The organism is Listeria valentina, assembly GCF_011800755.1.
GTDB classification, from domain to species: domain Bacteria; phylum Bacillota; class Bacilli; order Lactobacillales; family Listeriaceae; genus Listeria; species Listeria valentina.
Window position 1 is genome coordinate 77,500 of record NZ_JAATJW010000003.1, and the last position, 26,402, is coordinate 103,901.

Annotated in this window: 25 protein-coding genes and 1 other RNA gene; 9 read left to right on the forward strand and 17 right to left on the reverse strand. The window is 40.6% G+C overall.

Features of this window, described 5'->3' with window-relative positions; genetic code table 11:
• Window positions 1-20 precede the first annotated feature (20 nt).
• From dnaX to HCK02_RS01625, 3 genes are all read right to left on the reverse strand, one after another.
• Complete coding sequence (gene dnaX / locus HCK02_RS01615) at window positions 21-1,772, reverse strand: DNA polymerase III subunit gamma/tau (RefSeq protein ID WP_167628409.1); 1,752 nt, start codon at window positions 1,770-1,772, stop codon at window positions 21-23.
• Window positions 1,773-1,903: 131 nt separating this feature from the next.
• Complete coding sequence (locus tag HCK02_RS01620; RefSeq protein ID WP_167628410.1) at window positions 1,904-2,374, reverse strand: DUF3284 domain-containing protein; 471 nt, start codon at window positions 2,372-2,374, stop codon at window positions 1,904-1,906.
• Window positions 2,371-2,562 carry a DUF3188 domain-containing protein gene (locus HCK02_RS01625; protein WP_115753646.1) on the reverse strand — a complete coding sequence of 64 codons (192 nt, stop codon included), beginning with the start codon at window positions 2,560-2,562 and terminating at the stop codon, window positions 2,371-2,373. The genes HCK02_RS01620 and HCK02_RS01625 overlap by 4 nt, the downstream gene beginning before the upstream one ends.
• 341 nt (window positions 2,563-2,903) lie before the next feature.
• Between HCK02_RS01625 and HCK02_RS01630 the strand changes: the two genes are divergently transcribed.
• Window positions 2,904-3,062 (forward strand): hypothetical protein, encoded by a 159-nt coding sequence (locus tag HCK02_RS01630; protein WP_167628411.1) that lies wholly within the window; start codon window positions 2,904-2,906, stop codon window positions 3,060-3,062.
• Between the two features lie 104 nt (window positions 3,063-3,166).
• On the opposite strand, the gene HCK02_RS01635 is transcribed toward HCK02_RS01630, so the two are convergent.
• Window positions 3,167-3,733 carry a recombinase family protein gene (locus tag HCK02_RS01635; RefSeq protein ID WP_167628412.1) on the reverse strand — a complete coding sequence of 189 codons (567 nt, stop codon included), beginning with the start codon at window positions 3,731-3,733 and terminating at the stop codon, window positions 3,167-3,169.
• 307 nt (window positions 3,734-4,040) lie between these two features.
• Between HCK02_RS01635 and HCK02_RS01640 the strand changes: the two genes are divergently transcribed.
• Window positions 4,041-4,760, forward strand: a complete 720-nt coding sequence (locus HCK02_RS01640) for a Crp/Fnr family transcriptional regulator (protein ID WP_167628413.1) — start codon at window positions 4,041-4,043, stop codon at window positions 4,758-4,760.
• 127 nt (window positions 4,761-4,887) lie between these two features.
• Here HCK02_RS01640 and bla read toward each other — a convergent pair whose 3' ends face one another.
• Window positions 4,888-5,805, reverse strand: a complete 918-nt coding sequence (gene bla / locus HCK02_RS01645; protein WP_167628414.1) for a class A beta-lactamase — start codon at window positions 5,803-5,805, stop codon at window positions 4,888-4,890.
• 187 nt (window positions 5,806-5,992) lie between these two features.
• On the opposite strand from bla, the gene HCK02_RS01650 reads away from it, so the two are divergent.
• Genes HCK02_RS01650 through HCK02_RS01660 form a run of 3 tightly spaced genes read left to right on the forward strand, consistent with a single transcriptional unit; the run spans window position 5,993 to window position 8,042 of the window.
• Window positions 5,993-6,226 carry a LapA family protein gene (locus tag HCK02_RS01650; protein ID WP_167628415.1) on the forward strand — a complete coding sequence of 78 codons (234 nt, stop codon included), beginning with the start codon at window positions 5,993-5,995 and terminating at the stop codon, window positions 6,224-6,226.
• Window positions 6,226-6,735 carry a hypothetical protein gene (locus tag HCK02_RS01655; protein ID WP_167628416.1) on the forward strand — a complete coding sequence of 170 codons (510 nt, stop codon included), beginning with the start codon at window positions 6,226-6,228 and terminating at the stop codon, window positions 6,733-6,735. The genes HCK02_RS01650 and HCK02_RS01655 overlap by 1 nt, the downstream gene beginning before the upstream one ends.
• A complete protein-coding gene (locus tag HCK02_RS01660) occupies window positions 6,732-8,042 on the forward strand; it encodes a glycosyltransferase family 2 protein (protein ID WP_167628417.1) in 1,311 nt (436 codons plus the stop codon). The genes HCK02_RS01655 and HCK02_RS01660 overlap by 4 nt, the downstream gene beginning before the upstream one ends.
• A gap of 70 nt (window positions 8,043-8,112) precedes the next feature.
• Here the strand turns inward: HCK02_RS01660 and HCK02_RS01665 are convergent, their stop codons facing one another.
• From HCK02_RS01665 to tadA, 9 genes are all read right to left on the reverse strand, one after another.
• Window positions 8,113-8,760 (reverse strand): hypothetical protein, encoded by a 648-nt coding sequence (locus tag HCK02_RS01665; RefSeq protein WP_167628418.1) that lies wholly within the window; start codon window positions 8,758-8,760, stop codon window positions 8,113-8,115.
• A gap of 217 nt (window positions 8,761-8,977) precedes the next feature.
• Window positions 8,978-9,436, reverse strand: coding sequence for a YehR family lipoprotein (locus HCK02_RS01670; RefSeq protein WP_167628419.1), 459 nt, complete (start codon window positions 9,434-9,436; stop codon window positions 8,978-8,980).
• 200 nt (window positions 9,437-9,636) lie between these two features.
• An RNA gene (gene ffs, locus HCK02_RS01675) (signal recognition particle sRNA large type) lies at window positions 9,637-9,903 on the reverse strand.
• A gap of 261 nt (window positions 9,904-10,164) precedes the next feature.
• Window positions 10,165-11,670 (reverse strand): gluconokinase, encoded by a 1,506-nt coding sequence (locus tag HCK02_RS01680; RefSeq protein ID WP_167628420.1) that lies wholly within the window; start codon window positions 11,668-11,670, stop codon window positions 10,165-10,167.
• 87 nt (window positions 11,671-11,757) lie between these two features.
• The gene (gene cydC / locus HCK02_RS01685; protein WP_167628421.1) at window positions 11,758-13,500 is read right to left on the reverse strand and encodes a thiol reductant ABC exporter subunit CydC; all 1,743 of its coding nucleotides are present in this window, start codon (window positions 13,498-13,500) and stop codon (window positions 11,758-11,760) included.
• On the reverse strand, window positions 13,500-15,224 hold the full coding sequence (gene cydD, locus HCK02_RS01690; RefSeq protein ID WP_167628422.1) for a thiol reductant ABC exporter subunit CydD: 1,725 nt from the start codon (window positions 15,222-15,224) through the stop codon (window positions 13,500-13,502). Before cydD ends, cydC begins: the two co-directional genes overlap by 1 nt.
• The gene (gene cydB / locus HCK02_RS01695; protein ID WP_167628423.1) at window positions 15,224-16,237 is read right to left on the reverse strand and encodes a cytochrome d ubiquinol oxidase subunit II; all 1,014 of its coding nucleotides are present in this window, start codon (window positions 16,235-16,237) and stop codon (window positions 15,224-15,226) included. Before cydB ends, cydD begins: the two co-directional genes overlap by 1 nt.
• Window positions 16,224-17,627, reverse strand: coding sequence for a cytochrome ubiquinol oxidase subunit I (locus HCK02_RS01700; RefSeq protein ID WP_167628424.1), 1,404 nt, complete (start codon window positions 17,625-17,627; stop codon window positions 16,224-16,226). The genes cydB and HCK02_RS01700 overlap by 14 nt, the downstream gene beginning before the upstream one ends.
• A gap of 366 nt (window positions 17,628-17,993) precedes the next feature.
• A complete protein-coding gene (gene tadA / locus HCK02_RS01705; protein WP_167628425.1) occupies window positions 17,994-18,476 on the reverse strand; it encodes a tRNA adenosine(34) deaminase TadA in 483 nt (160 codons plus the stop codon).
• Window positions 18,477-18,610: 134 nt separating this feature from the next.
• Between tadA and HCK02_RS01710 the strand changes: the two genes are divergently transcribed.
• A complete protein-coding gene (locus HCK02_RS01710) occupies window positions 18,611-20,191 on the forward strand; it encodes an acetate--CoA ligase (protein ID WP_167628426.1) in 1,581 nt (526 codons plus the stop codon).
• A 109-nt stretch (window positions 20,192-20,300) separates the two neighbouring features.
• On the opposite strand, the gene HCK02_RS01715 is transcribed toward HCK02_RS01710, so the two are convergent.
• Complete coding sequence (locus HCK02_RS01715) at window positions 20,301-21,554, reverse strand: LPXTG cell wall anchor domain-containing protein (protein ID WP_167628432.1); 1,254 nt, start codon at window positions 21,552-21,554, stop codon at window positions 20,301-20,303.
• Window positions 21,555-21,766: 212 nt separating this feature from the next.
• Here HCK02_RS01715 and HCK02_RS01720 point away from each other — a divergent pair, with 212 nt between their 5' ends.
• Window positions 21,767-22,963 (forward strand): multidrug efflux MFS transporter, encoded by a 1,197-nt coding sequence (locus HCK02_RS01720; RefSeq protein WP_246215504.1) that lies wholly within the window; start codon window positions 21,767-21,769, stop codon window positions 22,961-22,963.
• Window positions 22,964-23,040: 77 nt separating this feature from the next.
• Here HCK02_RS01720 and HCK02_RS01725 read toward each other — a convergent pair whose 3' ends face one another.
• Window positions 23,041-23,415 (reverse strand): phage holin family protein, encoded by a 375-nt coding sequence (locus HCK02_RS01725; protein ID WP_167628427.1) that lies wholly within the window; start codon window positions 23,413-23,415, stop codon window positions 23,041-23,043.
• 206 nt (window positions 23,416-23,621) lie between these two features.
• Here HCK02_RS01725 and HCK02_RS01730 point away from each other — a divergent pair, with 206 nt between their 5' ends.
• The gene (locus HCK02_RS01730; RefSeq protein WP_167628428.1) at window positions 23,622-23,960 is read left to right on the forward strand and encodes a helix-turn-helix transcriptional regulator; all 339 of its coding nucleotides are present in this window, start codon (window positions 23,622-23,624) and stop codon (window positions 23,958-23,960) included.
• A 6-nt stretch (window positions 23,961-23,966) separates the two neighbouring features.
• Complete coding sequence (locus tag HCK02_RS01735) at window positions 23,967-24,419, forward strand: ImmA/IrrE family metallo-endopeptidase (RefSeq protein WP_167628429.1); 453 nt, start codon at window positions 23,967-23,969, stop codon at window positions 24,417-24,419.
• A gap of 232 nt (window positions 24,420-24,651) precedes the next feature.
• Here the strand turns inward: HCK02_RS01735 and HCK02_RS01740 are convergent, their stop codons facing one another.
• On the reverse strand, window positions 24,652-25,497 hold the full coding sequence (locus HCK02_RS01740) for a hypothetical protein (RefSeq protein ID WP_167628430.1): 846 nt from the start codon (window positions 25,495-25,497) through the stop codon (window positions 24,652-24,654).
• Window positions 25,498-26,402 lie beyond the last annotated feature (905 nt).

The window sequence follows — 26,402 nt, forward strand, 5'->3', positions numbered from 1 at the left end:
TTCTCCTCTTCTAAAAAAATTTATTCTTTTACTTCAAGTAAGTCATCACCGACTAGTTTCGCTGCTTCGGCTACAAACTGATCTTCTGAATTTGTGTCAGCCCCGCTCGCGTTTTCCGCAGACGCACCCTCGCCATCCATTTCCTCGCTGCCATTATTATGCAGCTTGATGAAGTTTTCGCGGACATCATGCCACTGATCTTCTGGGATACCAATAAAATGATAATTAGCCTGCGTCAGCCTTGAAATACTGGTTTCGATCGTCTCAACAAACGAAGCATTTTCCATGGCCATCTGACAGTGAATCTCATGCTTAAATTTTAACACAAAAGTATCATCCGAAGCAGCTACGGGTTCCGCATCATTTAAAAGCGCCGCCTGCGAAGCAATCAACATAGATAATAACTCGCTCCATACACTTCGAATCATCTGTAAATCTTTTTTCTTTGCCACGCCAAGCACATGATTGATCTTGCCCACTGGCGCTTTAAAGCCCTTGCTGCTATTCATAGCCGCTTTTTTCGGACGGCTCGATTTTTCACTTGAAGAAGTTTCGCTTGCTTTTACGCCATTTTTCTTTAGCTCATCCACTTCACGACGAAGCGCACTCAGTTCAGTTTGGAGTTTCTGAACTTCTTCATTCGAAATTCTCGCACCGGATTCACCGCTTGAACCACCAGTAATAGAACCTTTTGTTTGCGTAAGTTGAACCACAGCCACCTCAACATAGATTCCCGGATGATTGGAAAACCGCATTTGTTGTTGCGCCTTGTTAAGCAAATCGACGCACTCGTAAATTCGAACAGAATTCGCTTCTGATGCAAGTTCTTGAAAGGCTTCGTCCGCCACAGCTCGCTCAAGTGATTCCTCGAGTTGCGGCGCCTTTTGATAAAGTAAAATATCTCGGAAGAAAACGAGTAGATCCTCTACCAGCCGAACAGGGTCTTTGCCTTCCGCAAGTAGCGCTGATAAATTTCGGATCGCTTGCTCGGCATCGCATTCCATAATACTTTTAACGAGTTCTGTAAGCAAGTTTTGCGAAACAGAACCAGTGATTTCAAGTGCATCTGTTACGCTTACTTCCTCAGAACCATAGGAAATAACTTGGTCGAGCAAACTAAGCGCATCCCGCATTCCGCCCTCAGCCGCTCGTGCAATAATGGCAAGTGCTTTTTCATCAAACGGAATTTTTTCTTCGTTTAAAATATAAGCCATTCGTTCCGTAATATCTTGTGTGGTGATTCGTTTAAAATCAAAACGCTGCACCCGAGAAATGATGGTGAGCGGCAACTTATGAGGTTCTGTTGTCGCCAATATAAAAATCACATGTTTAGGAGGTTCTTCAAGCGTTTTAAGTAGCGCATTAAAGGCTCCTGTTGAAAGCATGTGCACTTCGTCGATAATATATATCTTATACTTAGAAACTGTGGGGGCGTACTTTACTTTTTCGCGAATATCACGAATTTCTTCGACGCCATTGTTACTCGCTGCATCAATTTCGAGGACATCGGGATTTGAGCCTTCTGTAATCGACTTACACGTTTCGCACTCGTTGCAGGGCTCCCCATTGACCGGGTTTTCACAGTTAATTGCTTTGGCAAAAATCTTGGCTGCACTCGTTTTCCCTGTTCCTCGGGGTCCACTGAACAAATAGGCATGCGACGTTTTATTTTGAGTGATTGCATTTTGCAGTGTACGCGTCACATGGCTTTGTCCGACAACATCATCAAACGACTGTGGCCGAAACACACGATATAATGCTTGATATGCCATCTTCCACTCTCCCTCTCGATCTTAGTAGTACTATTATAGCTTACTTCCCTTCGTTTGATAAGGAGAAACTTCTACTAAGTGACAAAAAAGCACGCACTAAATTGACTAGTGAATGCTTTCCCTTTTAAAAATCAGTTCCCCGGCTTCACTTCTTGCTCTGAAGCTTTCTTTTTCGCTTTACTTTCATTAATCACAGACATTTCAATCGCTTTTAGTAAATTACGAACGCGTCTTTTCCGAAAGAAACCAAACATAAAGCCTACGATCGCATTATTCATCTTACGCATCGTTTTATCAGCTGCAATTTTTTCGGTATAAGTGGCTTCACAAGTATTTTCACTTGTTTCCGTAATCGTATAGGTCGTGGTATGTGTATTAGAAAGCGTTTCTGTTGTGAACTGATAGACTTCATCTGGCACAACTTCGCTAATGGTTGTTGTCGTTCTCATGCCATTTGACATTGTCCGCTGATAAGAAAAGCCTTGCAGCTGCCGAACTTGTTTCGTTTTTCCCGTCGATTTTTTAATATCATAAATAACTGAATTAATAATGGCTGTAAAACACTCTTTTTGGGAAATATAAAGTTTTTGCGAAACCTTCATTTTTTATCCCCTCCTTGCCCTTTTTTGTTTTTAAGACCTTTAAAAACATATATCGCTCCGATCACAACAATGACAAGCCCTGTAACCATCATCGGCATGCTTGCTGCACCGTTTTTTCCAAAAGAAGGACTAAACATGACGATCATCAGTCCGATACAAACTACAAACAGACTATTTGCTAATTTCATCCAACAATCCCTACCGTTTCTTGAAAAGTTTCTGAAGATTTTTCGGATACCTGACTTTTACTTACGAGATTGTGGCTTAAAAGTCATCACAAAAAACTTTTATAAAAAATCTTCTCTTTTCTTATTTTAACGTTAAGCCTATCACCTTGCAATATCAAATCCAGCAGATGAATATACCTTTACTGATTTAAAATGCAATTTTCATGCCAAGTATTCTGCAGAAAAGTCGTGTACAAGCCCTAGATAGAGCTTTTATTTTACACACGCAAAATGATAAGTGTGTATCCCGCTACACGAACTGGTGATTGTGCTATAATACAAGTAGAATTGAGGTGATTCAATTGGCATTAAAGTCTGATATGCCAGAGGAAAGCAGAAACAGCAAAGTAATCAAACGTGATACTTTTTCGATCGTCTTTCCAGATGATCCAAAGCCTGATCAAACTGCTAAATCCGAAGCAAAAAAATCTACTGAATCGAAAAATTCCGAAACGAAATAAACAAATTAAAGTAGAAATCGAGAAAAGCTGCGCTTTTCTTGATTTCTACTTTTTTGAACTGGGATGGTTACAAATTTGACCAACCTTGCTTTTTTGCTTCTTGCTCAAGAAGGTAGTTTTTTCTCTTCTGCCATGTATTTATAAACGGTATTTCCGCTTACTTCACATCGACGTGCAATTTCGATAACAGAATGGCCTTGTTTGCTTAGCTTCTGAATTTCTCGAACCAGTTTCGGTGAAATATTGGGCCGACCTAGTGTTTTTCCTCTCCTTTTCGCAGAAGCAATCCCTGCGCGCGTTCTTTCACGAATCATTTCCACTTCCATTTCAGAAATCGCAGCGATAATGGTAAAGTAAAAGCGGCCAAGCGGCGTGTCTGTATTCAAATTTTCCTGCAAGCTAACTAATGTCACTTGTTTTTCTTGGAGTTTTGAAGATAAGGTGATTAACTGCTTGGTTGTGCGCGCTAACCGGTCAAGCTTCCAGATGACAAGCGTATCGCCTGGCTTAATGCGTCTCATCAAATTACTTAGTGCTTTCCTTTTTTCTTTTCTTCCAGATTCTTTCTCAACAACAACGACATCACAGCCATACTTCTTTAAAGCATCCTCTTGCAAAAAAACTTTTTGTTCATCTGTTGATACTCTAACGTAACCATATATTGTGCCCAAAATAATTCCTCCTTACAAAGTCCACCTCTTAAGTATATAAATATGACGAATTTGTGACAACTACCTTTGGAAACATTTCTTTTTTTCTTCTAGAAAGATTTACTTTCAAATTTTTTTTCGGTAAAGTTTAGTTGTTGTTTTAATGAGCGTTTTTTACATAATCAATATAGAAGCAATGAGACAAATAAAAAAAGATTCTCACCTAGAGGAATTAGACTTTTTAAAATCAATAGATCTAAAATATGTCGAAGATCAAAAAACGCTCAATTTCTGAACAATAAGGCTAAAAAGAAAGGAAGCGCTTAGAATGCTTTTAAATACTTTGCTTACTCAGCAAGATTGGTATAAACCTTTTTGGAAGATACTTTACTTCCATGCCAATGATGTTTGCTATAGTACTGTTCATTCTTCTACCGATCAAGTTTTAGTCGTAAAAGAAGGAGAGCTCCTTGTACAAGTTCAAAACGGTACAGGCGAAATGATTAGCACGGCCCTTTTAAACGAAGGAAATGTCCTTAATATCGAGTCGCTGATTGAAAGTCCAGCAGATGGGAAACCGGAATATTGTCTCCCGTATCAAGTAGTTGCTCTTAACGATACTGAAATTATTCAAATTAATAAAGAGTTTCTCTTATCACACTTACACCTCGATCCGCATAACTACCATCGCACGTTTGAAAAAATCATTACGCAGTTTATCGCGACTTCCTTTGCCACACGAATTGCTGATAGATCCTCAGATATTAAGGTAGCGTGGACTTTATTTCAGATAGCAGGAAAAGCGGGGAAAGCCTTAGAAAATGAGTCGTCCATTCTTTTGCCAAGCTATGTCACACCTAAATTAATTGCACAGATGGCACAAGTAAAAGAAACTAAGGTCAACTCCGTTCTGCAAACACTTCACCTTACAGGGGTATTCGCACAACTCAAACCATTAATTTTAAATTTCCAGCAGTTGCAAAATTTTTTAGAAGACAAACTCCCTTTCAAAACAAGTGAAGCAATGAAGCCATTTTCAATTTTTTAGGCTCATTAGGTTCAAAATCATCAAATTTACCGTTGTGCAGTAACTTCTCTTTCTTGCAAAAAAAAAACAGAAACTAAGGAACAAATCCGCTCAAAAAAGCGCTTGCCTTAGTCTCTGTTTTTTAGTTTTATAGTTCAAATTCTTCGCTTAGCACTTTGGCTACGTCCGCAATCAGCTGATCGTTATATTGCGCATCTTCCTGATCCATTTTGGAGAAGACCGTCCAGACAAACGGGGCTTTCTTGCTGTTTTCTTTAAAAATAATCGCTATGTCGTTTCGCGTTCCATAAGATCCCGCACCCGTCTTGTCGCCTACAATATAGCCTTCAGGAACACCCGCTCGAATGAGTTTATCTCCTGTTGTATTATCAACTAAAGTTTGCTTGAAATAACTTAACGCTTGTGGATTCAAGTATTCAGGATCCGTTAAACGCTGTAAATCCATTCCAAACGCTTCAGGGGTCGTTGTATCGCGTAAATCCCCTGGAACCGCTGAATTTAAATCCGTCTCATAGCGAGAGGCAATCGTCGTATTATCCCCAATTTTTCTTAATGCCTTTTGAAACTTCTTCGTGCCACCAATTTCATCAAATAATAGATTTCCCGCCGTATTATCACTATATGCCACCGCCGCATGAATAATTTCTTTGAGCGTCATTCCCTTATCCACAAATTTTTCTGTAATCGGTGAATAATCGACTAAATCCTCTTTTGAAAATAAGATTGTTTTTTGCAGCTCTTCTTCCGTACGATTTTTCAAAAGTAAACCACTAATAATCGCTTTATACGTTGACGTATAAGCAAACCTTTCTTGCGCATTATATTTGATCTTTTCGTTACCGTTCGTCGCATATACACCCAGTTTTGCGTGATATTTATTTTCTAGAACCTCCAGTTTTTCGTTCACCGAATTTATTTGCGGAGTCGCTTCCGCTTTTAGTTCCTTCTTTGAACTCCGATTTTCGCTAATTCCCCAAGCTGCAATACTGGATACCAAGACACTTAAAACCAAAAAGCCCCATCCCATAAACGTTTTTCGCTTCATAAAAACCATTTCCCCCATTCAATTGATAAACTCCATTATACATAGCAAACACTAAGAAATTCTTAAGGATCCTTAAAAATTCTATTTACTCTTTATTCTTCTATTGTTTACCCTAGATGTTTTTCATAAAACTTAGCGGGAATACTAGTATTAATCATGAAAATCTATATTTGAGGAGGGGTTATCCTTGGAAAACGAATCTAAAAAAATATCCATCAAGCTGATTATCAATATCATACTTATTGTACTAATCATCTTATTTATGGTTTTTAACCGCCAACACGTGACCGTCCACTTTTTATTTGGACAAATGTCTATTCCATTATTCATGGTCATTGCTATTTCCGCCATTTTGGGATGGCTAGCAGGTTTTATTATCCCCAAAATCCGTTCAAAGTCTAAAGAAAAGGGTGACCAGTAATGAAAACCACTCAAAAGAACAAATCCATTCGGAAAAAAATGATTACCGATTCTTATTTTGAGAAGGGACACTGGGGATTGAAGATTCGTCAAACGCTTATTGTTCTTCTTGCTTGGCTGCTAGTTTTTCTGCCATTTGCTCTCATTTTGTTTCCCATTCTTTTTCGCCAAAATGAAGTCATCGTTTATAATGCTTTCGATTCCGCCCTTCGCATTTTTGACTTTCTAAAACACTATTATTTAGTTGCTATTTTATTAATCATTGGTTTATTTATCCTGTTAACTATTTGGAACAATCACCAAACCAAACACCAATTGCAAAGAAAAGTCATGCATGATGAAAATCAATTGGCTAAGAGAAAACAGGCGCTAAATACTTTCTATAACAAACGATTTGGTCCAGAAGAATTTCGTAAATCTGTTCGTACTTATACAGTTTCTGAAGATCAAAATCTTGATGATGACAGCATCCAAAAACTTTATCAAGAAAACGAGGTTCCGTTAAAATGAAAATAATAAATACCGGATTTCCAATACTAGATTTCCTTTTAACCGTTTTATTTGTCATTTTACTAACTTATCCTGTATTAGGTGGGATTGCTTGGATCACAGGCGTTATCTGCTATAATTTTTTATTCCGTCATAAACAAGAAGAATGGATTCCCATACCAACTGAAATAGAACCATTTATTACGATCATGGTTCCCGTGCACAATGAAGAGATTATTATTCAAGATACACTTAGTTATCTTTTAACACAATTAGATTATCAACACTACGAAGTACTTGTCATGGACGATGGTTCAACTGACTCTACACCTGAAATTCTTGCAAGATTGGCAAAAGAGCATCATAAACTTCGCGTCATTCGCATTGAAAAAAACAAAGGAAAAGCACACGCTTTTAACGTTGGTGTTGGTTTTGCTAAAGGAGATTTAATTTTAAGCAATGACGCAGATATCGTACCCGAACCCGGTGCTTTACAAAAATACGTAAATTACTTTATTCGACAAGAAAGCCGTAATATTTCAGCCGTCACTTCTAACGCCATCGTGCAAAACCGTTCAACATTAGTCGGAAAATCGCAAACAGTTGAATTTTCAAGCATTGTAGGTATTATCAAACGTACTCAAACAGGTGTATTTGGAGTTATTTATGCGTATAGTGGTGCAAATACCATTTACAGGAAAGAAGCATTGATTGATATAGGATTGTTTCGACAAGATCGAGCGACAGAAGATATCAGCATTGCTTGGGATCATCAATTAGTGGGCTGGCACTCTCTTTTTGCCGAAGATATCATGTTCTTCATGGAAGTTCCAGAAACCATTAAGTCCCTTTATACGCAACGCAAGCGCTGGGCAAAAGGCGGCATCGAAGTTTGGCTGGCCAATTTCAAAAAGGTTTTTTTCCACCCCTTCAAAAATATTGGTCGAACTAGTATTTTTATTGATCAAACGCTTAGCATTATCTGGACGTTTTTCTTTTGGTTGTCGTCACTCACATTTGCCTTTACTTTTGGATACCTACTCTTCACACAGCAATATCAAACTACCTTACATATGCTTGTCCTTTCAGGTATTTTCGTTTGTTTTGAAATAACGGCTGGTCTTTTACAAATTTTTGCGGCTTTACTGATTGATACAAAGGGGCGCAAGCTAAAATATTTTCTTTTTTCCCCGCTTTATTTATTGTTTTACTGGATGCTCAGCGCCGCAACAATTGTAACAACTTTCATTCCTGCCGTGAAAACTATCCTTGGTCACGGAACGGGCGTCTGGAAAAGCCCTGAACGACGCCACCAAAAGAAAAGCTAGCACCAAAAAAAAGCAGAGATTCCCGTAAAGCCGCATAATAAGGCTTTACGGGAATCTCTGCTTTTTCTGTTTAGTTATCTTTAATCGAAAAAATCACCATGCGCTTGGAATCATCCACACGCACATTTACTTTCTTATTCAGTTTATCTTGGAATAACTTTGTGATATCAAGAAAATCATCGTAGCTTGCAATATCGCTTTTTTTGTAGCCCTGCAAAATCGTCGGCTTGATTCTTGTTACATACTCATCCGTTGAAGTGGTTTCTGGATCATATCGGTAGATTTCTTTCCCCGTCTTGTTGTGGAAAGAATAAACTGCATACCGATCCTTCTTTGTTCGAAAAACGTCTTCTTGGGTCACGTAAGCATTATCTGCCACGCGATAATCCAGCTTTCCAGCAAAACTTTTATCCACAGATGGTTTATTTAACTCAAATTGATTATAAGCAATCCGGAAGAAATACTCGAGATTATAATAACTATTCACCCGGAAATAAAGATGCTTATTGTCTTTCTTCTTGTCGAGCCCGATATCTGTTGATGAAATCGGGAATACATCATACAATTTCCCATCCATTTCATAAGCGACATCATAGTTATCTAGCACCTCTTGTCGCTGGAATACACCAAAAATAACTCCTAGAGTTAAGAGTATAGCAGCAAGTACAATTAGAATACTTGTTATTACTATGGTTCTTTTTTTCTTTAAGCGCTGCATAAACTTCATCCTCAACTTCAAAATTCAAATCCATTTCCTATTTTAACAGTTTTAGCGAACAAATTCACTAACTTAAATCAAAAAAAGGATACTTATGATCACATAAGTACCCTTTTCTAATAAACTTATCCTCTCACTTGATTCAAAACAAAATGCTTTCGCTAACTTTTAAAAGCTCCGTCCTCATCAAACGAGAGTAAAACAAAGTTTCTTCTTATTATTTTTTCTCTTTAAATCCTTGATCTTTCAACATTTTTTCTGATTGTTTCATGCTGATACCGTTTTTTGCATCGCCTTCTATCATTATGCCAGAAATGCCAGAAACTTTATCCAAATCCACTTTTTCATAGTCGATTGCAACGGTTTCACTCACTGCATTGTCCCCGTAAGTGATATTTTCCTTCAAGCCTTTGATTCCTTGATACTGCTTAACAGTTGATTGTAACTTTTCCTTCGCTTGATCTTTTGATGTTACCCCCATAGCGGAGTAAGGAATTTTATTTTTGCTCGTTTGCTTAAGCACCTTATCGCCTTTGTATGTATAAGTGACTTCCATCGTCGCTCCGTTTTGTTCTAATTCAAATGTTTTGGTTTTAGCCTCCTCACCACAAGCGACAACAGTTAAAGCTAAAACAAATACAAATACAAGACTAAGCCCTCTTTTTAAAAATTTCATAGTATCCCCCTTATTATTTTTTACAAATATAGTATATAAGATAAAAAACAAAATAGCGAATGTTATTTTTGTATTTTTCTTCACATTTATACAATAAAACTAATAGTAAACAGCTTAAAACCAACGGCTTACATTATTTTTTTACAAACAAAAAAAATCTTCTCTAACAAGAGAAGATTTAAGTAAATTCATATTTAACGCCGTGCACCTCAATTCGACATACATCCACCTGCGCTTCTTTGATCGTTAGCTCAGACCAGGCTACCTCGCGGCACATAGAAGAACACTGCTTAATGCTGCTTCCTTCCGGACCTGACATGGTTCACAGGCTTCCATTGCGCAAGACCAAATCGTCAACACCACGTGTCAAAGGCTGACCAAACAGATATAAGCCTCAGTTGAGGACTTCAACCCCGCTAGAGCGGATTGCGGGTTACAGGGCGCCGCTATCTCCCCGTCTAGCACGGCAAATTTGCTACCATAATTTAGGAATCCTTACAAAAAGGACTCAACTAATAGTGTATCTTTTTTAGTAAAAAAACACAAGTAAAATCTCCATTTAATTTTCAACCTGCTAAATATACGCTGACAAGTGTTGCAGCAATAGTTCCGAGCAAGCAAATCCCAATCAAAATCAAAGCAATCCAAACAATTTTTCGGTTCATAAGCTACAACCTCATTTCTAATTTTACTTACCTATCCCCAAAAGCCGCGACAAGTAAACAGCTTTAATTTTCATTCAACCATTCAATGATTCGCCGATTGCTTGTCATAAGCGCTTCTGCGGCTTCTACAAAAACTGCATGCCAAGCTAAATAGCGTTCATGACGCTTGGAATCCGGGAAAAAACGGGCTGTGATTTCTGGTTCACCGTCCAGTTTAAAACCTTGGATTTTCTGAAAGGCTTCGAGCGCGATAATGGCTGCACCAAGACTTGAGCCTTCAACAGTATACGGCACGCGAACTTCATGCCCAAATACATCTGCCAGAAGCTGACACCAAATTTCTTGCCGAGCAATCCCGCCCGTTACGTACAAAACATCGCCTTCCGCTTGAATTTCTTGGTAAACACTGTATAAATTTAACGTGACGCCTTCAATCATCGCGCGAACCATATGCGCGCGCGTATGACTTTCTGACAAGCCTAAAAACGCACCCCGAATATCATCTGTCCAGTACGGCGCCCGTTCCCCTAAAAGATACGGTAAAAACAGCAATCCTTCCGCACCAAGAGGAATTCTTCCTGCTTGCGCCATTAATTTTTCATAGTCACGCTCATTTCGAATCGCACGCGGTGCAAGCTGTTCAAGCGCCCACTCAACAATTTTCCCGCCATTATTCACAGCGCCACCACGCACAAAAAACCCGTCCGTCAACCGGTAGCAAAAAGTTCTGCCATGCTCATCTGGCAAGAAAGAATGCCCGATTTTTCGAACCGCTCCGCTCGTTCCAACGGTCACCGTGACATCTGATTCACCAAGCGCTTGAATGCCAAGGTTTGCAAGTGAACCATCATTTGCGCCCACTACAAACGGCGTATCCGCATCAAGATGCAGCTTCTCTTGCAACGCTTCCGAAAGCCCTGTAAGCTGTTCACTTTCTACGACAACCTCTGGAAGCTTGCTTTCTGGGATACCCGCTAAGTCGAGCGCTGTTTGCTCCCACTTCATTGTGACAGGGTTGAATAAACCCGATCCAGATGCAAGCGATGCATCAATCACCCACTTTCCAAAAAAGCGATATAATACATAGCTCTTAATCCCACAAATTCGTTTAGCTCGCTTTAATTTTTCTGGTTCCGTTTCCTGTAGCCAACATAATTTCGCAAACGGGCTCATCGCATGAATCGGCGTCCCCGTTTTTTGATAAAGTTCCTCTAGATCAAATTTTTGTTTCATTCGATTAAGCGCGCCTGAGCTTCTTCCGTCAGCCCACGTGATACATTTCGTAAGCGGCGTTCCCGTTTCATCTACCAAAATCAAACTGTGCATTGCCGCACTGAATGAGACCGCCAAAATTTCATCTTTATTTACCTTACTTTCTAGCATGACGCCTCGAATCGCTCCACAAACAGCTTCAAAAACTTGTTCCGGATCGAGTTCCGCTTTCCCGCGCGTATCCGTTTTCATTTGATAAGAAATCGCATGTCGGTGAACAACCTTCCCCTGTTCCGTAAAAAGAACCGCTTTTGTGCTAGATGTGCCAATATCAACGCCCATTACAAATTCCTTCATGTCTCATCCCTCGTTTCTGGCACCATTATACCAAAAAAGGAGCTTTTGCACCGAGATAAACTCACTGCAAAAGCTCCACTTCCCATCTTAATTCAACTTGATTGGCCGATCAAGCTCATAAAGCCTGCGATACCGCGGTTTGCTCGCCATAAGTTCTGCGTGCGTCCCTTGCATCAAAATCGAGCCTTCCTCAAGGAAAACGACCGTATCCATTTTTTCAGCACCAACCAAGTGATGCGTCACCCAAATAACCGATTTTCCTTCAAGCGTCTCAAAAATCGTCTGCAAAAGTTCGCGTTCCGTAATCGGATCGAGTCCAACCGTTGGCTCATCCAAAATGACAATCGGCGTATCTTGCAGAAGAATCCGAGCGAGTGCAATCCTTTGACGTTCCCCGCCAGAAAAGCGCGCCCCCATCTCCGTCATTTGCGTGTGATAACCATCTGGCATGCTCATAATGAAGTCATGCATCTTAACTTGGCGTGCCGCCTCATACACTTCCTCATCCGTCGCATCCTGATTCCCCATCCGGATATTATTTAGCACTGATGTGCTAAATAAATGCGCCTTCTGATTGAGCATCGAGACTACTTCCGCCATCTGCGGCCGAATTTCTTCCACCTTGACCCCGTTCATCAACACCTCACCGTTCGTCGGCGTAAGCGCACCTTGTACAAGTTTCAAAAAGGTAGACTTCCCGGTTCCACTTCGCCCGATCATCGCCACTTTTTGCCCTTGCTCAAGCTTAAAATCAAACTGGTTCAAGACAAACGGACTTTTTTCATTATACTGGAACGAAAGCGCCCGAGCCTCAAGTGCTACGCTCTTCGTTTCGATACGCACATTTTGTTCAAGCTCATGTTCAAAGTCAGGCAAACTTGGATCTTCAATTTTGTCTAGCCGATCGAGTGAATCTTGATAAAGCGATTTATCACTAACGGCGCTTGAAACTGGCACAAAAGCCTCGCCAAGCGACATAATGGCCAGTACGAAGGCAGCAATGAAGGTTCCATTAAATGCGCCATCATGAGCCTGTCCTGCACTCCAGTAAACCATCACGACAACGGTTGCTCCGACAATCAGCTGGCTGAAAAAGTCCCGCCAATTGACGAAGTGAAATTGTTTGGTTTCCACTTTTAACAGCTCTTTTTCATCTTTTTCATAGCCTTTGATAAAGCTTTTTTCGCGGCCGCTAAACATCCAGTCGCTTAAGCCAAAAACGGCATCCGTAAACTGGCTATAAAGGCCATTTCTTCCTTGCTTCAAATAAGCATTCTTTCCCTTTGCATAAAGCAATGAAAGCCAAGGTAGAACAAAGACAAGCAAGCCAATCAAAATGAGCATCAAAATCGCGAATGGAATCGAGAAAGCTCCAAGCGCGATGAGAACGCCGGCATAGAGAACCACGCTCACAACAGCAGGAAACATCGTCGTTAAGTAAAAGTTTTGCAGATGTTCAATATCATCCGCAAGCAAACCTAAAATATCTCCGGTCCGGTAGCGCGATTTAATTAGTAGCGCCTGCGGTTCTAGAATGCGATAGAGTCTGACGCGCATTTTCTCCAAAATCTTTAAAACGAGCGAGTGACTCGAAAGTCGTTCAACGTAACGAGAAACGGATCGCATAATCCCAAACGCGCGCACGCCAACGGTTGACACGTAAACAGCCATAATCGACTCTGGCATGAGCGAAGATTTCGAAATCAAATGCCCTGAGGTGAACATCAAAGCGGCACCTGCAGAAAATGTGAGTACGCCGAGGAATGTAACGAGAATAAACAGTCTGAGATTTTCTTTGATATAAGGACCGATCCAACTGTTTTTTAGCATTATATCTCCTCCAACTGAGCTTTTACTAGCTTGTAGTAAAACCCTTTTCTCGCAAGCAACTCATCGTGTGTCCCGGTCTCAACAATTTGTCCCTTATCGAGTACAATGATCCGGTCCATTTCGAGCATCCAGTGCAGTCTGTGCGTCGCAAAAAACACAAGCCGATTCTCGAAAAGTTCAAGCATGGGCGCCTTTAGCTCCGCTTCCGTTTCAATATCCAGATGCGCCGTCGGTTCGTCAAGCAAGACTACTTTTCGATTCGACAAAAATGCCCGCGCAAGCGCAACCCGCTGTTCCTGGCCGCCGCTAAGTGTCCGTCCAGCTTCCCCGACAACCGTTCCGTACCCGGCGTCTAAATCAGCTACGACGCTCGCAAGACCTGCCGCACCTACTGCACGTTCCACTTCTTCTTGTGTGGAATCCGGATGGTAAAACTTGATGTTCCCGGCGATCGTATCATGGAATAAGTAAGGATGTTGCGGAATGTAAGTGACCTGCTGTTGCCAAGCTGCATCCGAAAGCATCACTTGTTTTTTAGCATTCATTTCAAAATGCCCTTCTGTCGGCGCCAAAAACCCACTCAAAATGTCAATCATGGTCGACTTGCCGGCGCCGGTTGCACCGATAATGCCAATTTTTTCGTAGCCATTTACTTCGAAGTTAGCCCCAGCAAGCGATGCGGTCTCACCGCTTTCATGCCGCACGGAGATGCCTTCCATCGCAAAACGAGTCGTTTCATCGTAAGCATCTGCTGGCTCCCCTGGATGCGCCGCTTTTTCCTTTTCGCCACGATCAATGATTGTCTGGATATTCCGACCGGCATCTTGCCCGTCAAGCGTCGTGTGATAGTCAGTTCCCAGTTCACGAACGGGCAGGAAGTATTCTGGTGCTAAAATCAAGATCGCTAGCGCCACATATAGCGTGATCGTGCCATTAATTAAGCCTAGCCCTAAGAAAAGAGCGACAATGGCAATTGAAAGCATCGTAAAGAAGTCGAGCGCAAACGAAGAAAGAAAAGCTACGCGAAGTGTTCGCATCGTCGCTCGTCTGTATCTTGCACTCGTGCCTTGGATGCTTTTTTCGTGATTGTGGCTTAAGCCTAGATATTTGAGCGTTTCCAGTCCTTTTAGCGAGTCAACAAAGTGATTCGACAAAATCCGGTAAGACTCAAATTGTGAATCGGCTTGTTTTTTGGCCGCTAGCCCCAAAATAATGAGGAAAAGGATGAGGATTGGGAAAGTTACAAATAATATGAAAGCTGACGTCCCATTTTGCGTAACCACGTAAATCCAGATCATCGCTGGGATGATGGCCATATTCATAAATTTAGGCAAGAAAAGCTCGATGAAGCGTCTAAAATCTTGCACGCCTTCCATTACCATGGTCACAATTTTCCCTGTTCCTTCGGCGCGGGTAAAGCGCGGACCAAGGATAAATAAATTGCTAAGGAGTTCTTCACGCATACGCTTCCCTGTTTCCGCTGCGTAGCGGTAGACAATCCCCTTTTTCCAGACATTTAAAAAATGGCGTACAAAATACGCCCCAGTAAAGAGGATCATTTGTAACGCCACAGAGGACAGTGCCTCGCCGTGAAACAGGTCTGTCACTGCATCGGCGAGGGCACGAGCCAAAACGATGATCGCTGCACCTTGAATAAGTGTGAGTACAGCTAAAATCGCTAGTATTTTTTTAATACCTTTATATTTAAATAGATCTTTTCCCATTAATACGTCATTTTCTCCTTACTCGAAACGCGTTTACGGAAAACATAGTAACTCCAGATTTGATAGCCGAGCACAAACGGCAACAAGGTTACCGCTACAATCGTCATCACGGTCAAAGAGTAATTTCCCGATGCCGCATTATAGATGGTCAAATCAAATGCTGAATCAATCGAACTGATCATTACACGTGGGAACAAGCCGACGAAAAGTGTTGCAACGGTGATTGCAATACCAAGTCCTCCGAATGTGAAGGCAAATCCGTCACGCCCTTTCCACAAGAACACCGCTGAAAGCACGTACATCACAACAACGACCGCAATCATTAGTGGAACAAGTACTGGACGCACTTGGAAGATATCCGAGAAGAAGAACGCCATCACTACGAAAACAACAAGCACGGGGATCGTAATCCACCAAACTCGTTTAGCCATTCGGCGAGCTCGTTCTTGAATTTCAGCTTCAGTACGAATCGTAATAAACATCAAGCCATGAAGCAAGCATAGCATTGTTACAGTTATGCCGCCCCAAACAGAGAAGACTGTAATGTAATCAAAGAAACCAGCGTGCATATTCATGTCATGATTGATCGGCATTCCTTGAATCAAGCTGGCGAATAAAACGCCGAATAGGAAAGGTGGTAAGATACTGCCGACAAAAACCATCCAATCCCAGAAATTGCGCCATGCAGCACTTGCTTTTTGGTGACGGAATTCAAATGAAACACCGCGTGCAATAAGTGCAAGTAATAGAACGACAAACGGAATGTAGTAGCCGCTGAACATTGTCGCATACCAGTTTGGGAAAGCTGCAAAGATTGCGCCCCCTGCTGTTAGTAGCCAAACTTCATTGGCATCCCAGAACGGGCCGATTGTGTTTACAAGAACTCGCCGTTCCAAGTCGTTTCTTGCCATAAAACGTGTAGACATTCCTACACCGAAGTCAAATCCTTCAAGGAAGAAAAATCCGACGAACAAAACAGCGATCAGCAGAAACCATAGCTCATTCAGTGACAATTTCGTCGCCCCCTTTATCAAATGGATCGACGGAAACTTTTTCTTGTTTCTTCTCACCATAAGGTCCTTTTTTGATTTCGCGAATAAATAGATAAACTAAAACAATCAATAAGATTGAATAAATCGTTGAGAAAGCGATAATCGAGAAGAGCAGTGAGCCTGCCGAAACATTCGGCGAAACAGCGTCTGCCGTCTTTTGATATCCGAAAACAACCCATGGCTGACGTCCGATTTCTGTCATGATCCAACCCATTGAGTTAGCTAAGAATGGGAAGAATAACATTGGTACCATTAGACGTAAATACCATTTTGCATTTTCGAGTTTCTTACGCCATGCAAGTACAACACCAATTAGTGCGAAAAGAATCATTAGCATACCAGCAGCCACCATGATACGGAAGCTCCAGAATGAAGTGCGCACTGGTGGGATGTAATCGCCAGGTCCATATTGTTGTTCATATTGCGCTTGAAGTGTGTTCATTCCTTCTACCGAACCACTTAATGTGGAATAAGATAAGAAGCTGAGCGCATACGGAATTTCAATTGACCATGTATTTTTGCGGTTATCCACGTCAATTCCAGCAATCGCTGTCCAAGGCGCTGGATCCGCGGTATCTTCCCAAACACCTTCAGTCGCAGCCATTTTCATTGGTTGTGTTTTAACCAAGTATTGTGCTTGCGAGTGCCCGCTGAACGCTGTACCAAATCCACCGATAATAGCAAGTACAAGCGCTACTTGGAAAGAGCGTTTGAAGAAGTTTGTATCTTCTTTTTTAAGCATCTTGTAAGCACTGATTCCTGCAACGAAGAAAGCTCCCGTTGCAAATGCACCAAAAATAACGTGCGGGAATTCAACGAGTAGTTGACCATTCGTAATTAGTGCCCAAAAGTCATTCATTTCAGCACGACCATTTTTAAATTCAAAGCCAACTGGGTGTTGCATAAACGAGTTAGCAGCAAGAATCCAGAAGCTTGAAAGAATCGTACCGATCGAAACAAGCCAAATACATGCTAAATGAAGTTTTTTTCCGAGGCGATCCCAACCAAAAATCCACAGACCGATAAATGTCGATTCCATGAAGAAAGCGAGAAGTGCTTCAATAGCTAACGGAGCACCAAATACGTCCCCTACGAAACGAGAATAATCGGACCAGTTCATCCCAAATTGGAATTCTTGGATGATTCCGGTTACGACACCGACTGCGAAGTTAATTAGAAACAAGTGTCCCCAAAACTTCGACATTCTTTTGTAAACATCTTTTCCTTTCACAACATACAACGTCTGCATGAGCGCAACCATGAACACAAGTCCAATGGATAGCGGCACGAACAGAAAGTGAAAGATCGTTGTTGATGCGAACTGGAAGCGGGCTAGAAACAAAGTATCCACCCTTTTCCCCTCCTTTTTTTTGCGTTTTGCATGTCTTTTTCAAGCGCTTGCAAAGATTGTGAAAAAATTCGGCATCAACCACCAGCGGTTGTTCTCCCTTTCACAATCATAGGTAAATTTCACTACAAAATACTTTTTCGCAAACACTATAAGAAAAATTATTAAACTAGAATTAGTTCTGTATACAGTATATTTTATCCTATTTCGCCTGAAAATCATTTAGTTCTTTAGTAGCTTTTTTATAGATTGATGTACACAATTGAAACAGATAAAGTTGAAGCCTTTGCTAGACTTGAACTAGAGTTTTGCTCGAAACTTCACATATAAAAATAAAAATAGGGATTCCCCTAAAATAGTAAAAAAGGCTTACTCGGTTTTTTTGGACTTGTAATTTTTTTTACGCTCCCTTAAATCCTTAAAAAACGAGGTAAGCAATTCTGCCGTTTCTTGCTGCAGGAGTCCTTTTTCAACTTCACAGGTGTGGTTGAAACGATCGTCTTCTAGCAGGTTCATCAGTGTTCCCGCTGTTCCTGCTTTTGGGTCACTCGCTCCGTAGTAAACTTTATGAATCCGCGAAAGCAAGATGGCGCCGCTACACATGGGACAAGGTTCAAGTGTGACATATAAATCTGCCCCCGAAAGTCTCCAGGAACCTCGATTGATGCAAGCATCTTGAATGGCTAGAAGCTCCGCGTGTGTAATTGCGTTTTGGGACGTTTCGCGTAAATTATGGCCACGACCAATAATTTCTCCATCTAATACTACAACTGCTCCGATCGGTACTTCGCCAAGCGCCCGTGCTTTTTCAGCTTCTTTTATAGCTTCTCGCATAAATTTCTCTTTTTCCACTTCCGTTCCTCACTTCTCAACCGTTTTTTTCATCTTAGCATAATCTCACTTTTCTTTACAGTTGCTTTTTAGATTTAAATATATTACCATGTTTTAATATCAGGTACTAATTTTTTAAACAGAGGAAATCTATTTTGTATTCAGAAAACTTAATCGCACCCGAAATTTATAACATTACGGACGAAATCACAAAATTCGCCTCTGATAAAACGGCATTGATTTGGAAATCTCCAAGCGAACCTGAAAGAAGCTGGAGCTATAACGAGCTACTTTCTGAAGCACGTAAATTTGCAAATGTCGTTACTCAAGCAGGAATTAAAAAAGGAGATCACATTATTGTGATCACGCCTCGCTTGCTTGAAACTTATTCGATTTATATGGGTTTATGGATGGCTGGTGCCATTATTATTCCTGCATCTGAACTTTTGAAAGCACACGACCTTGAATATCGCATTCACCAAGCCGGCGTGAAAGGAATTATTGCTTATGCAGGAATCCATCAAGAAGTTAATAAAATTCCAGATATTGCTTCCTTAGTAAAAATGCGCATTTTACTTGATGAAACAGACTCGGAATGGACAAGTTACGAAGCAGTCATGGCAGAGGCTTCTGATACTTTTACACCCGTTGAAACTCACCGAGATGATCCATGTTTACTTGCTTTCACAAGCGGAACAACTGGAAACCCGAAAGGCGTCGTACACGTTCATGGCTGGGGTTACGCCCATATTCGGATTGCGGCTGATCACTGGCTTGATATTCGCGAAAATGACCGCGTTTGGGCAACAGCTGGTCCTGGATGGCAAAAATGGATTTGGTCACCGTTTCTTTCTGTCCTCGGAAAAGGCGCAACGGGATTCATGTACAGCGGACGTTTCTCACCTGAAAACCAACTGAAATTGCTAGAACAGCAGCAAATTAATGTCCTTTGCTGTACGCCGACCGAGTATCGTTTAATGGTCAAAGTGCCAAACTTGGATAGATTCGATTTATCCCATCTTAGAAGCGCCGTTTCTGCCGGAGAACCACTTAACCGCGAAGTTATCAATGTTTTCCAAGATACATTCGGAATCAAAGTGCGCGATGGTTATGGCCAAACTGAAAGCACACTTCTGATTGGCACGCTGGTTGATACTCCAATCCGTCCAGGTTCGATGGGAAAACCTATTATGCCAGAATATATGGCTATTGTCGATGAAGCTGGCAATCCGGTTCCGCAAGGTGAAATTGGCGATATTGCAGTTCGGAAAGATTTCCCGGCGCTCTTTAAGACGTATTATAAAGAACCTGAACGGCTGGAAAAAGCCATCCGTGGTAATTATTTTGTCACCGGAGACCGGGCTTACGCCGATGAATCTAACTATTACTGGTTCCAAGGACGCAATGACGATATTATTATCAGTTCGGGATACACCATTGGGCCGTTTGAAGTTGAGGATGCGCTCACGCACCATGAAGCCGTAAAGGAAGTTGCGGTTGTGGCAAGCCCAGATGAAATTCGTGGCACCGTCGTGAAAGTCTTCATTGTGCTCAAGGATGGTTACACGGGCAGTGATGAGCTAAAACGAGAACTACAAATGTTTACCAAGAAAATCACCGCCCCGTATAAATACCCTCGCCGAATTGAATTTGTGAATTCGCTCCCTAAAACGGATTCAGGGAAAATTAGACGCGTAGCGCTGCGCGAACAAGAATTTGCGAAACTTAAAAATTAAACAAAGACGATCTCCCTAAAAGTTCAGATGGAAACTGGACTTATAAGGGAGATCGTCTTTTTAAAGCGAAAACCGGCAAGAAACAAAACTGCCGGTTTTCACTTAACTATTAATTTCTTTTTCTTAAGTATAAGCCCGCTAGTACAGCAAGAAATGTTCCCGCCGCAGCAAGTCCGCCTGTTTCTGCATCCCCAGTTTTTGGAAGTGCTGCTGGATCAGCTTTTTTCGCAACTGTTTTTACAACTGGCGCTGCTGGTTTAGCCGGTTTAACTGGTTTTTTCGCTGTTTGAAGAGGTTTGATACCTGTGTTCTCCAAAAGACTTGTATCTCCATAAGTGTAAACGCCAATATCGCTCATTTCGCCCGTTTCAAGGATAAACGACCAGATAAGGACAACTGAACCGCTCTTCAGTGGTGTTGCCAAATGAATATGGAAGTTTCCGTTTGCATCTGCAATCGCTTCACCAATAACGTCGCCATTTTCATTTCCTAATTGTACATAAGCATTTGGTTTCGTTGTTCCATAAACGTCTGTTGCAGTTGATTTCACTGGATCAATTTGTGGTGCTGCGTAATCAAACATATCTTCGTCATCAATTACCGTATAGGTAAATGTAACTCGAGATTCATTTCCCGCTGCATCACGTGCTACGATTACCGCAGAAAACGTACCAGCTTTTGATGTATTAAGCGTTGTCGATCCATCCGCAAAGAAGACTTCGTAGTCACCAGAGTTATCCGATACGTCTACTAATTCGTCCGCAAACCATCCTTCATCTAGCGAGAATTCAAGATTATTTTCAAATAAGCTCAAAACAGGTGCTTTTGTATCAACTACTGTGTAGCTTACAGAGATTTCTTCTGTTGTTGTGCCATTTGTTGCTTCAATTACAACTGATTTCTTCCCAATTGTTGAAAGAACTGGATTTGTTTTAAAGCTTAGTGCCACACCAGATTTTCCTTCTGCAAAGTATGCAGGTGTAACGCTTGAATTAATTTCTACACTCACGTTTGCTTTTGCTACAGCAAGTGGTGTTGTAACTTTCGCATCCTTTTTAGCTACAGCTTTTTTGTCATCTGCTTTTACAGATTCTTTTGGCTTCGCTGCTTCTTGTGGTGCTTTTTCAGCTTGTTTATCTGTTCCTTGTTCCGGTTTCACTTCTGGAACATCTTTTTCAAGCTGTTTTGATTCATTTTCTTGCACGGCATCTTGCTGTTTGACTTCGTTTTGTACCTGACTTTCGCTAACAACCTTTTCGTCTTTGTCTACTTCTGGCGCCTCTACTGCAAGTACAGAACTTGGTAAAAACAAGCCCACCAACAAAGCTAAAACTCCACAACTTACTTTTATAGTCTTTTTCATCTTGATTCTCCCTTTTTCATGAAGTTTTGAATGGCTTAAGCTCCTTATCAGAACCGCTCCATTCCATTTAAGTATAGCAACGGGATTCACAAGAAACTAGCAAATCTTTCGCTAAACGGAAGGTATTTTCATCGTTTGTCACAAAATGTTCACATTCGTTTACAATTTAGCAAAACCGGAGTACGATAAAACAAACAAAGGAGCGATTTTTCTTGGATGCAAAATTAAATTGGAAACGAAATCTTTATATTTCTTGGCTGGGTTGTTTCCTAACGGGTGTCAGTTTTAACCTAGTCATGCCGTTTATGTCTTTATATATTTCAGACCTTGGCGTGACAGATCATACGGAGTTAAATGTTTGGTCAGGGCTTGCTGTCAGCGCAACGGCTCTTACTTCCGCTCTCGTCTCGCCATTTTGGGGGAGATTAGCAGACCGGAAAGGCCGCCGTTTGATGCTACTCCGGGCATCACTTGGGATGACAATCACGATGGGCTGCCTTGGTCTTGTTCAAAACGTCTATCAGCTGGTTCTTTTGCGAGCACTTAATGGTCTTTTATCGGGATACATACCTAATGCAACAGCACTCGTCGCCTCGCAAGCGCCGCAAAATAAAAGCGGATGGACGCTTGGATTCCTTTCTACTGGGACGATTTCGGGCACTTTGATCGGTCCGTTAATCGGCGGGTTTCTTGCAGACATATTTGGATACCGACCTGTTTTTTTCATTACCGGATTCGTTTTATTACTGACTTTTTTGCTGACTTTATTTTTCTTGAAGGAAGATTTCAAACCTGTAATCCGCGAAAAGATGCTTACAACACGGCAGTTATTCCAGCGGTTGCCAGGCAAAAATCTGATTCTTGGTCTTTTCTTGACGACTTTTATCATTCAAATTGCCAATACTTCCATCAGTCCGATTTTACCGCTTTATATTCGTGAACTCCTTGGGAGCGACAATAATATCTCATTAATTAGTGGTATTATCACCTCTGCACCAGGAATCTCTGCCTTGATTGCTTCCCCGTATCTTGGGAAGCTTGGTGACAAAATTGGTAATCATAAAGTTTTAATTGGCGGACTTATCGCTGCCGCTATCATCATGGTGCCAATGGCTTGGGTACAAAACCCGCTTGAACTTGGATTGCTTCGATTCTTGCTTGGATTCACAACTGGCGCGCTAATGCCTTCTATCAACACCTTGATTAACAAAAATTCACCGCGCGACTCGCTTAGCAGCATTTTTTCATACAATCAAAGTTCGCAAAGTCTTGGTAATGTGGCGGGGCCGCTAATTGGGTCAAGTGTTTCTGCAGCATTTGGATACCCGATTGTGTTTTATATGACCAGCCTTTTCTTACTAGGCAACTTGTTTTTCACACACAACATGTTCAAGAAGCATTCGAAATAAACCAATCAAAATGAGCTAGTGCCACTTTATCGCGCTAGCCCATTTTTTATTTATCCAGCACTCCTGCGTTTCTTGCCTTATTTATTTTCATGGTTTTCTCCAGCATTTGTTTTGAACACTTCAACTAGATTTTTTAAAACGTTTGGGACCTTCACCCCTAGTTGCATCAGTGTTTCAATCATTGTGAGCAGCTCATTCGCTAGGTAAAAAAAGGCCGTTCCGTCGCGCACCATATTCCCATCTCCAATGACAAGGTCTGTTTGATGAGCGACCGCGATCACTAGAAAAATGGCTAATTTCTTTAAAAGGGCCTGAATCGCAAAGCGCCACGTGATTTTTCTTCGATTAATGGCGAGAAAAAGCTGAAATAGATAGTTAACACCTAGAAAGTATAGCAAAACTTGGAAAATGACATTGCTTTCTCCAAAAATCGAATGTAAGTACTGATCCATTTTTAGCCTCCTCCCTTCAAAATCGATTTTCCCGTATCAATCTTATTTCCTTCCATGTTTTCAATCCCTCCAATTTTTATCTCTGTATGTATTTTAGCACCAAATTGGTTACATGTAAATTAATTGGTGCTAAAAACGCTAAATTGTTTCCAAATAGGTTACAGCGTGTTATACTGAAACTATTCTATAAAAGGAGAAGATCGGATATGGAGCTCAACAAATTTGTAGGAAATAAAATCCGCCAGTTTCGTGAAAATAGCCAAATGAGCCAAGGAGCTTTAGCAACTGAGCTTGAGACAACTCGCCAAACGATTAGTCGCTATGAAAATGGCGAGCGCAAAGTGAGCCAAGATGTTCTTTATCAGCTTGCGGGCATTTTTAATCAACCGATTGATGCCTTTTTTCCTCCAAGAGCGAGTGCAAATGACAAGAACGAGCATGTGCTAACGATTGCCGCTCACCTTGATGCTGATGTTACGGAGGAAGAGATGCGCGACATTTTGGCGTATATAGATATGAAAAAGAGGCTCCACCGCGGGGAGTGAGTGAATATGTATGAAAAACTCGTGAATGATTACAAAGATTTTATAACTATTAAGGAAGAAAAAATGCCAGATAAGCTTCCGGGACTTTTTCTGGATGGCACCATTTTTATTGATAGCCGAAAGACACAAATTGAAAAGCGCTGTCTTCTAATAGAAGAGTTGATGCACTGGAGATATACTTACGGGAATATTGTAGATCAGAATAATTTACCCAATCGCAAGCAAGAAATTTTTGCGCGGCGGCGTGCATTTGAGGAACTAGTTCCGATTGATGAAATTATCCGATGCTTTTATCTTGGGTTAACGGAATATCATGAAGTGGCGGAGCAACTAGAGGTAACAGAGGAATTTTTGCGGAGCACAGTAGATGCTTACCGGGAGAAATACGGGATGATGTACAACTATGGCCGTTACTATATCAATTTTGGCAACACGATCGATGTGTACCGAAAATATTAATTTCAATCTTAAAATGTTTCATGTGAAACAATGACAATGAATCTAGAATATAAACTTAAATAGAACAGAAGTGCTAACAACTCCATTCATGAATGGCCTCGTTTAGCGACTTCTGTTCTATTATTATAGCTGGTTAGCCTTATCTATTTTTTAGTTCCAGAATCTTTGTGTGTTTCAATTGATGCTGGCGAAATCTTGCTATAGCTCAGCTTTCTTATTAATTTACGCCATTTTAACTAATGAGCTTCGCAAATGTCTCCACCAATATCCCGCTAGCAACAGCTTTAAATAAAGAAGATGAAAACTCACCTTTATTCTGCTTTATAAAATTAATAAATGATGTGCTATCTTGTTTTTCAGCAAGCTCCAAAGCTTTTTCACTTGCCACTTTCACAGTTGAAGACGGGTCTTGAATTGCTGATACTACTTTTTTTAATTCTTCTTGAATCTTATTCCACTCTAATTGGTCATTTGAAACCTGAGTTACTGAAGAGTTATATTGATGACCAATAGAACTATTTCCTGAATTATTATTACCAGAATTGTTTATAGAATGATCGTTTAAAACAGATGAATTATTAGAATTCACACTGTTATTATCTCCCGAAATATCATAAACGTGGTTTTCAATCACATCTATTTTTTGAGTGCTGTTAATTACCCCGTTAAATGCTTCTTCTATAATACCTCGAACCTTTTCGGCAAACTCTTTATCTGGAAAAAAAACACTGTACGTTATACCAGAATTTAATAATAAATTAAGAAACGTTTTGTTCCCCGGTCTATTCTTAATTACTTTGTATATATATCCAATTGATAAAGCCGCAACAATTATTCCCAAGAAGCCATTAATGTATTTAACAATAAACCAAGAAATAATTAAAGTTACTATAGCAGCATACGGGATTTTCAATTTCCTTTCTGTTTTCCCTACATTTACTTTGGAAATGCTACTTAATTGAATTGTAGTATGTGGTAACTTCAAAACATTCTTTGAAACGATCATACTTTCGGTCCTTATTTCGTTTCCATTATCATTGTCTAATATGCTTTTTAAAAATCCTTCCTTTTCTTCCAATATCACCGACTCCTCTTAGTATGTTCTGTCTAATAAAATGCATTACAAGTCAATAAATCTTTTACTATCCTTAGACAAAATTCGTTATGCAATGAATAGCTAATTTTTATGCATAATTATTTTGATAAAATTAGTAGAGCCTAAAATCAGATCTAGACATATCAGGTAGTTTTAATTTATCTTCCCATTTTTTAACATCAGCGCATAAAAATTATGTAGCTTTTCAATATTCTTAATTTCATCCATCATTTTAATCTTTTACTGTCATTTTTTAATTTTCACTGCATTAATAGTATCTTTGCACTTGTTCCCTTTTTATCCAAAACTTCTAAATGGTTCATATGTAGTTATCTGACTATGCTAACCCCTCCAAAATTTTAATATTTTTTCTTGTCAAAACTTCTGTCTAAATCAATACCCTTTTTATCCCCCCATTCTCCCCAAAAAAGCCATCAATCTGTGAGAATTGATGACACTGGGATAAGTACAACTTCAGACTAACATATCTTCGACAAAAAATCTGTGGATATTTTGTGAATGTTTCATACAATTTAACTTATAATAAAATACCAGTAATTTTTACGGTTTTATGTGCATCTCTATATAGCATATTCACCGCAGAAGCAGCTTCTAGGTCTAGTTCAGATAGACATCTGATAGATAGCTTTCCATCCATCACGGATCGCGTATGTTTATCTGTTGTTCTATCATGATTTTAGAGTCACCAAAATTGTTTGCAAAAAAAAGGAACAGCCTAAACGTTTTCCAAATGCTTTCGCACCAACGTTTACCTGTTCCGTGGGTTTGGCACCCAATGGGTTATGAGGGGTTCGAACCCCCGACCCGCTGATTAAGAGTCGCAAGATTTATTATTTATATCTCCAATCCTTACAAATACTATAATC

Coding starts and splice junctions, on each gene's coding strand:
- bla (WP_167628414.1), bottom strand. CDS start 5,805: ATGAAGCGAAAAACGTTTATGGGATGGGGCTTTTTGGTTTTAAGTGTC.
- cydD (WP_167628422.1), bottom strand. CDS start 15,224: ATGGGAAAAGATCTATTTAAATATAAAGGTATTAAAAAAATACTAGCG.
- cydC (WP_167628421.1), bottom strand. CDS start 13,500: ATGCTAAAAAACAGTTGGATCGGTCCTTATATCAAAGAAAATCTCAGA.
- HCK02_RS01725 (WP_167628427.1), bottom strand. CDS start 23,415: ATGGATCAGTACTTACATTCGATTTTTGGAGAAAGCAATGTCATTTTC.
- HCK02_RS01655 (WP_167628416.1), top strand. CDS start 6,226: ATGAAAACCACTCAAAAGAACAAATCCATTCGGAAAAAAATGATTACC.
- HCK02_RS01735 (WP_167628429.1), top strand. CDS start 23,967: ATGTATGAAAAACTCGTGAATGATTACAAAGATTTTATAACTATTAAG.
- HCK02_RS01730 (WP_167628428.1), top strand. CDS start 23,622: ATGGAGCTCAACAAATTTGTAGGAAATAAAATCCGCCAGTTTCGTGAA.
- HCK02_RS01680 (WP_167628420.1), bottom strand. CDS start 11,670: ATGAAGGAATTTGTAATGGGCGTTGATATTGGCACATCTAGCACAAAA.
- dnaX (WP_167628409.1), bottom strand. CDS start 1,772: ATGGCATATCAAGCATTATATCGTGTGTTTCGGCCACAGTCGTTTGAT.
- HCK02_RS01670 (WP_167628419.1), bottom strand. CDS start 9,436: ATGAAATTTTTAAAAAGAGGGCTTAGTCTTGTATTTGTATTTGTTTTA.
- HCK02_RS01715 (WP_167628432.1), bottom strand. CDS start 21,554: ATGAAAAAGACTATAAAAGTAAGTTGTGGAGTTTTAGCTTTGTTGGTG.
- HCK02_RS01640 (WP_167628413.1), top strand. CDS start 4,041: ATGCTTTTAAATACTTTGCTTACTCAGCAAGATTGGTATAAACCTTTT.
- HCK02_RS01625 (WP_115753646.1), bottom strand. CDS start 2,562: ATGAAATTAGCAAATAGTCTGTTTGTAGTTTGTATCGGACTGATGATC.
- HCK02_RS01665 (WP_167628418.1), bottom strand. CDS start 8,760: ATGCAGCGCTTAAAGAAAAAAAGAACCATAGTAATAACAAGTATTCTA.
- HCK02_RS01660 (WP_167628417.1), top strand. CDS start 6,732: ATGAAAATAATAAATACCGGATTTCCAATACTAGATTTCCTTTTAACC.
- HCK02_RS01620 (WP_167628410.1), bottom strand. CDS start 2,374: ATGAAGGTTTCGCAAAAACTTTATATTTCCCAAAAAGAGTGTTTTACA.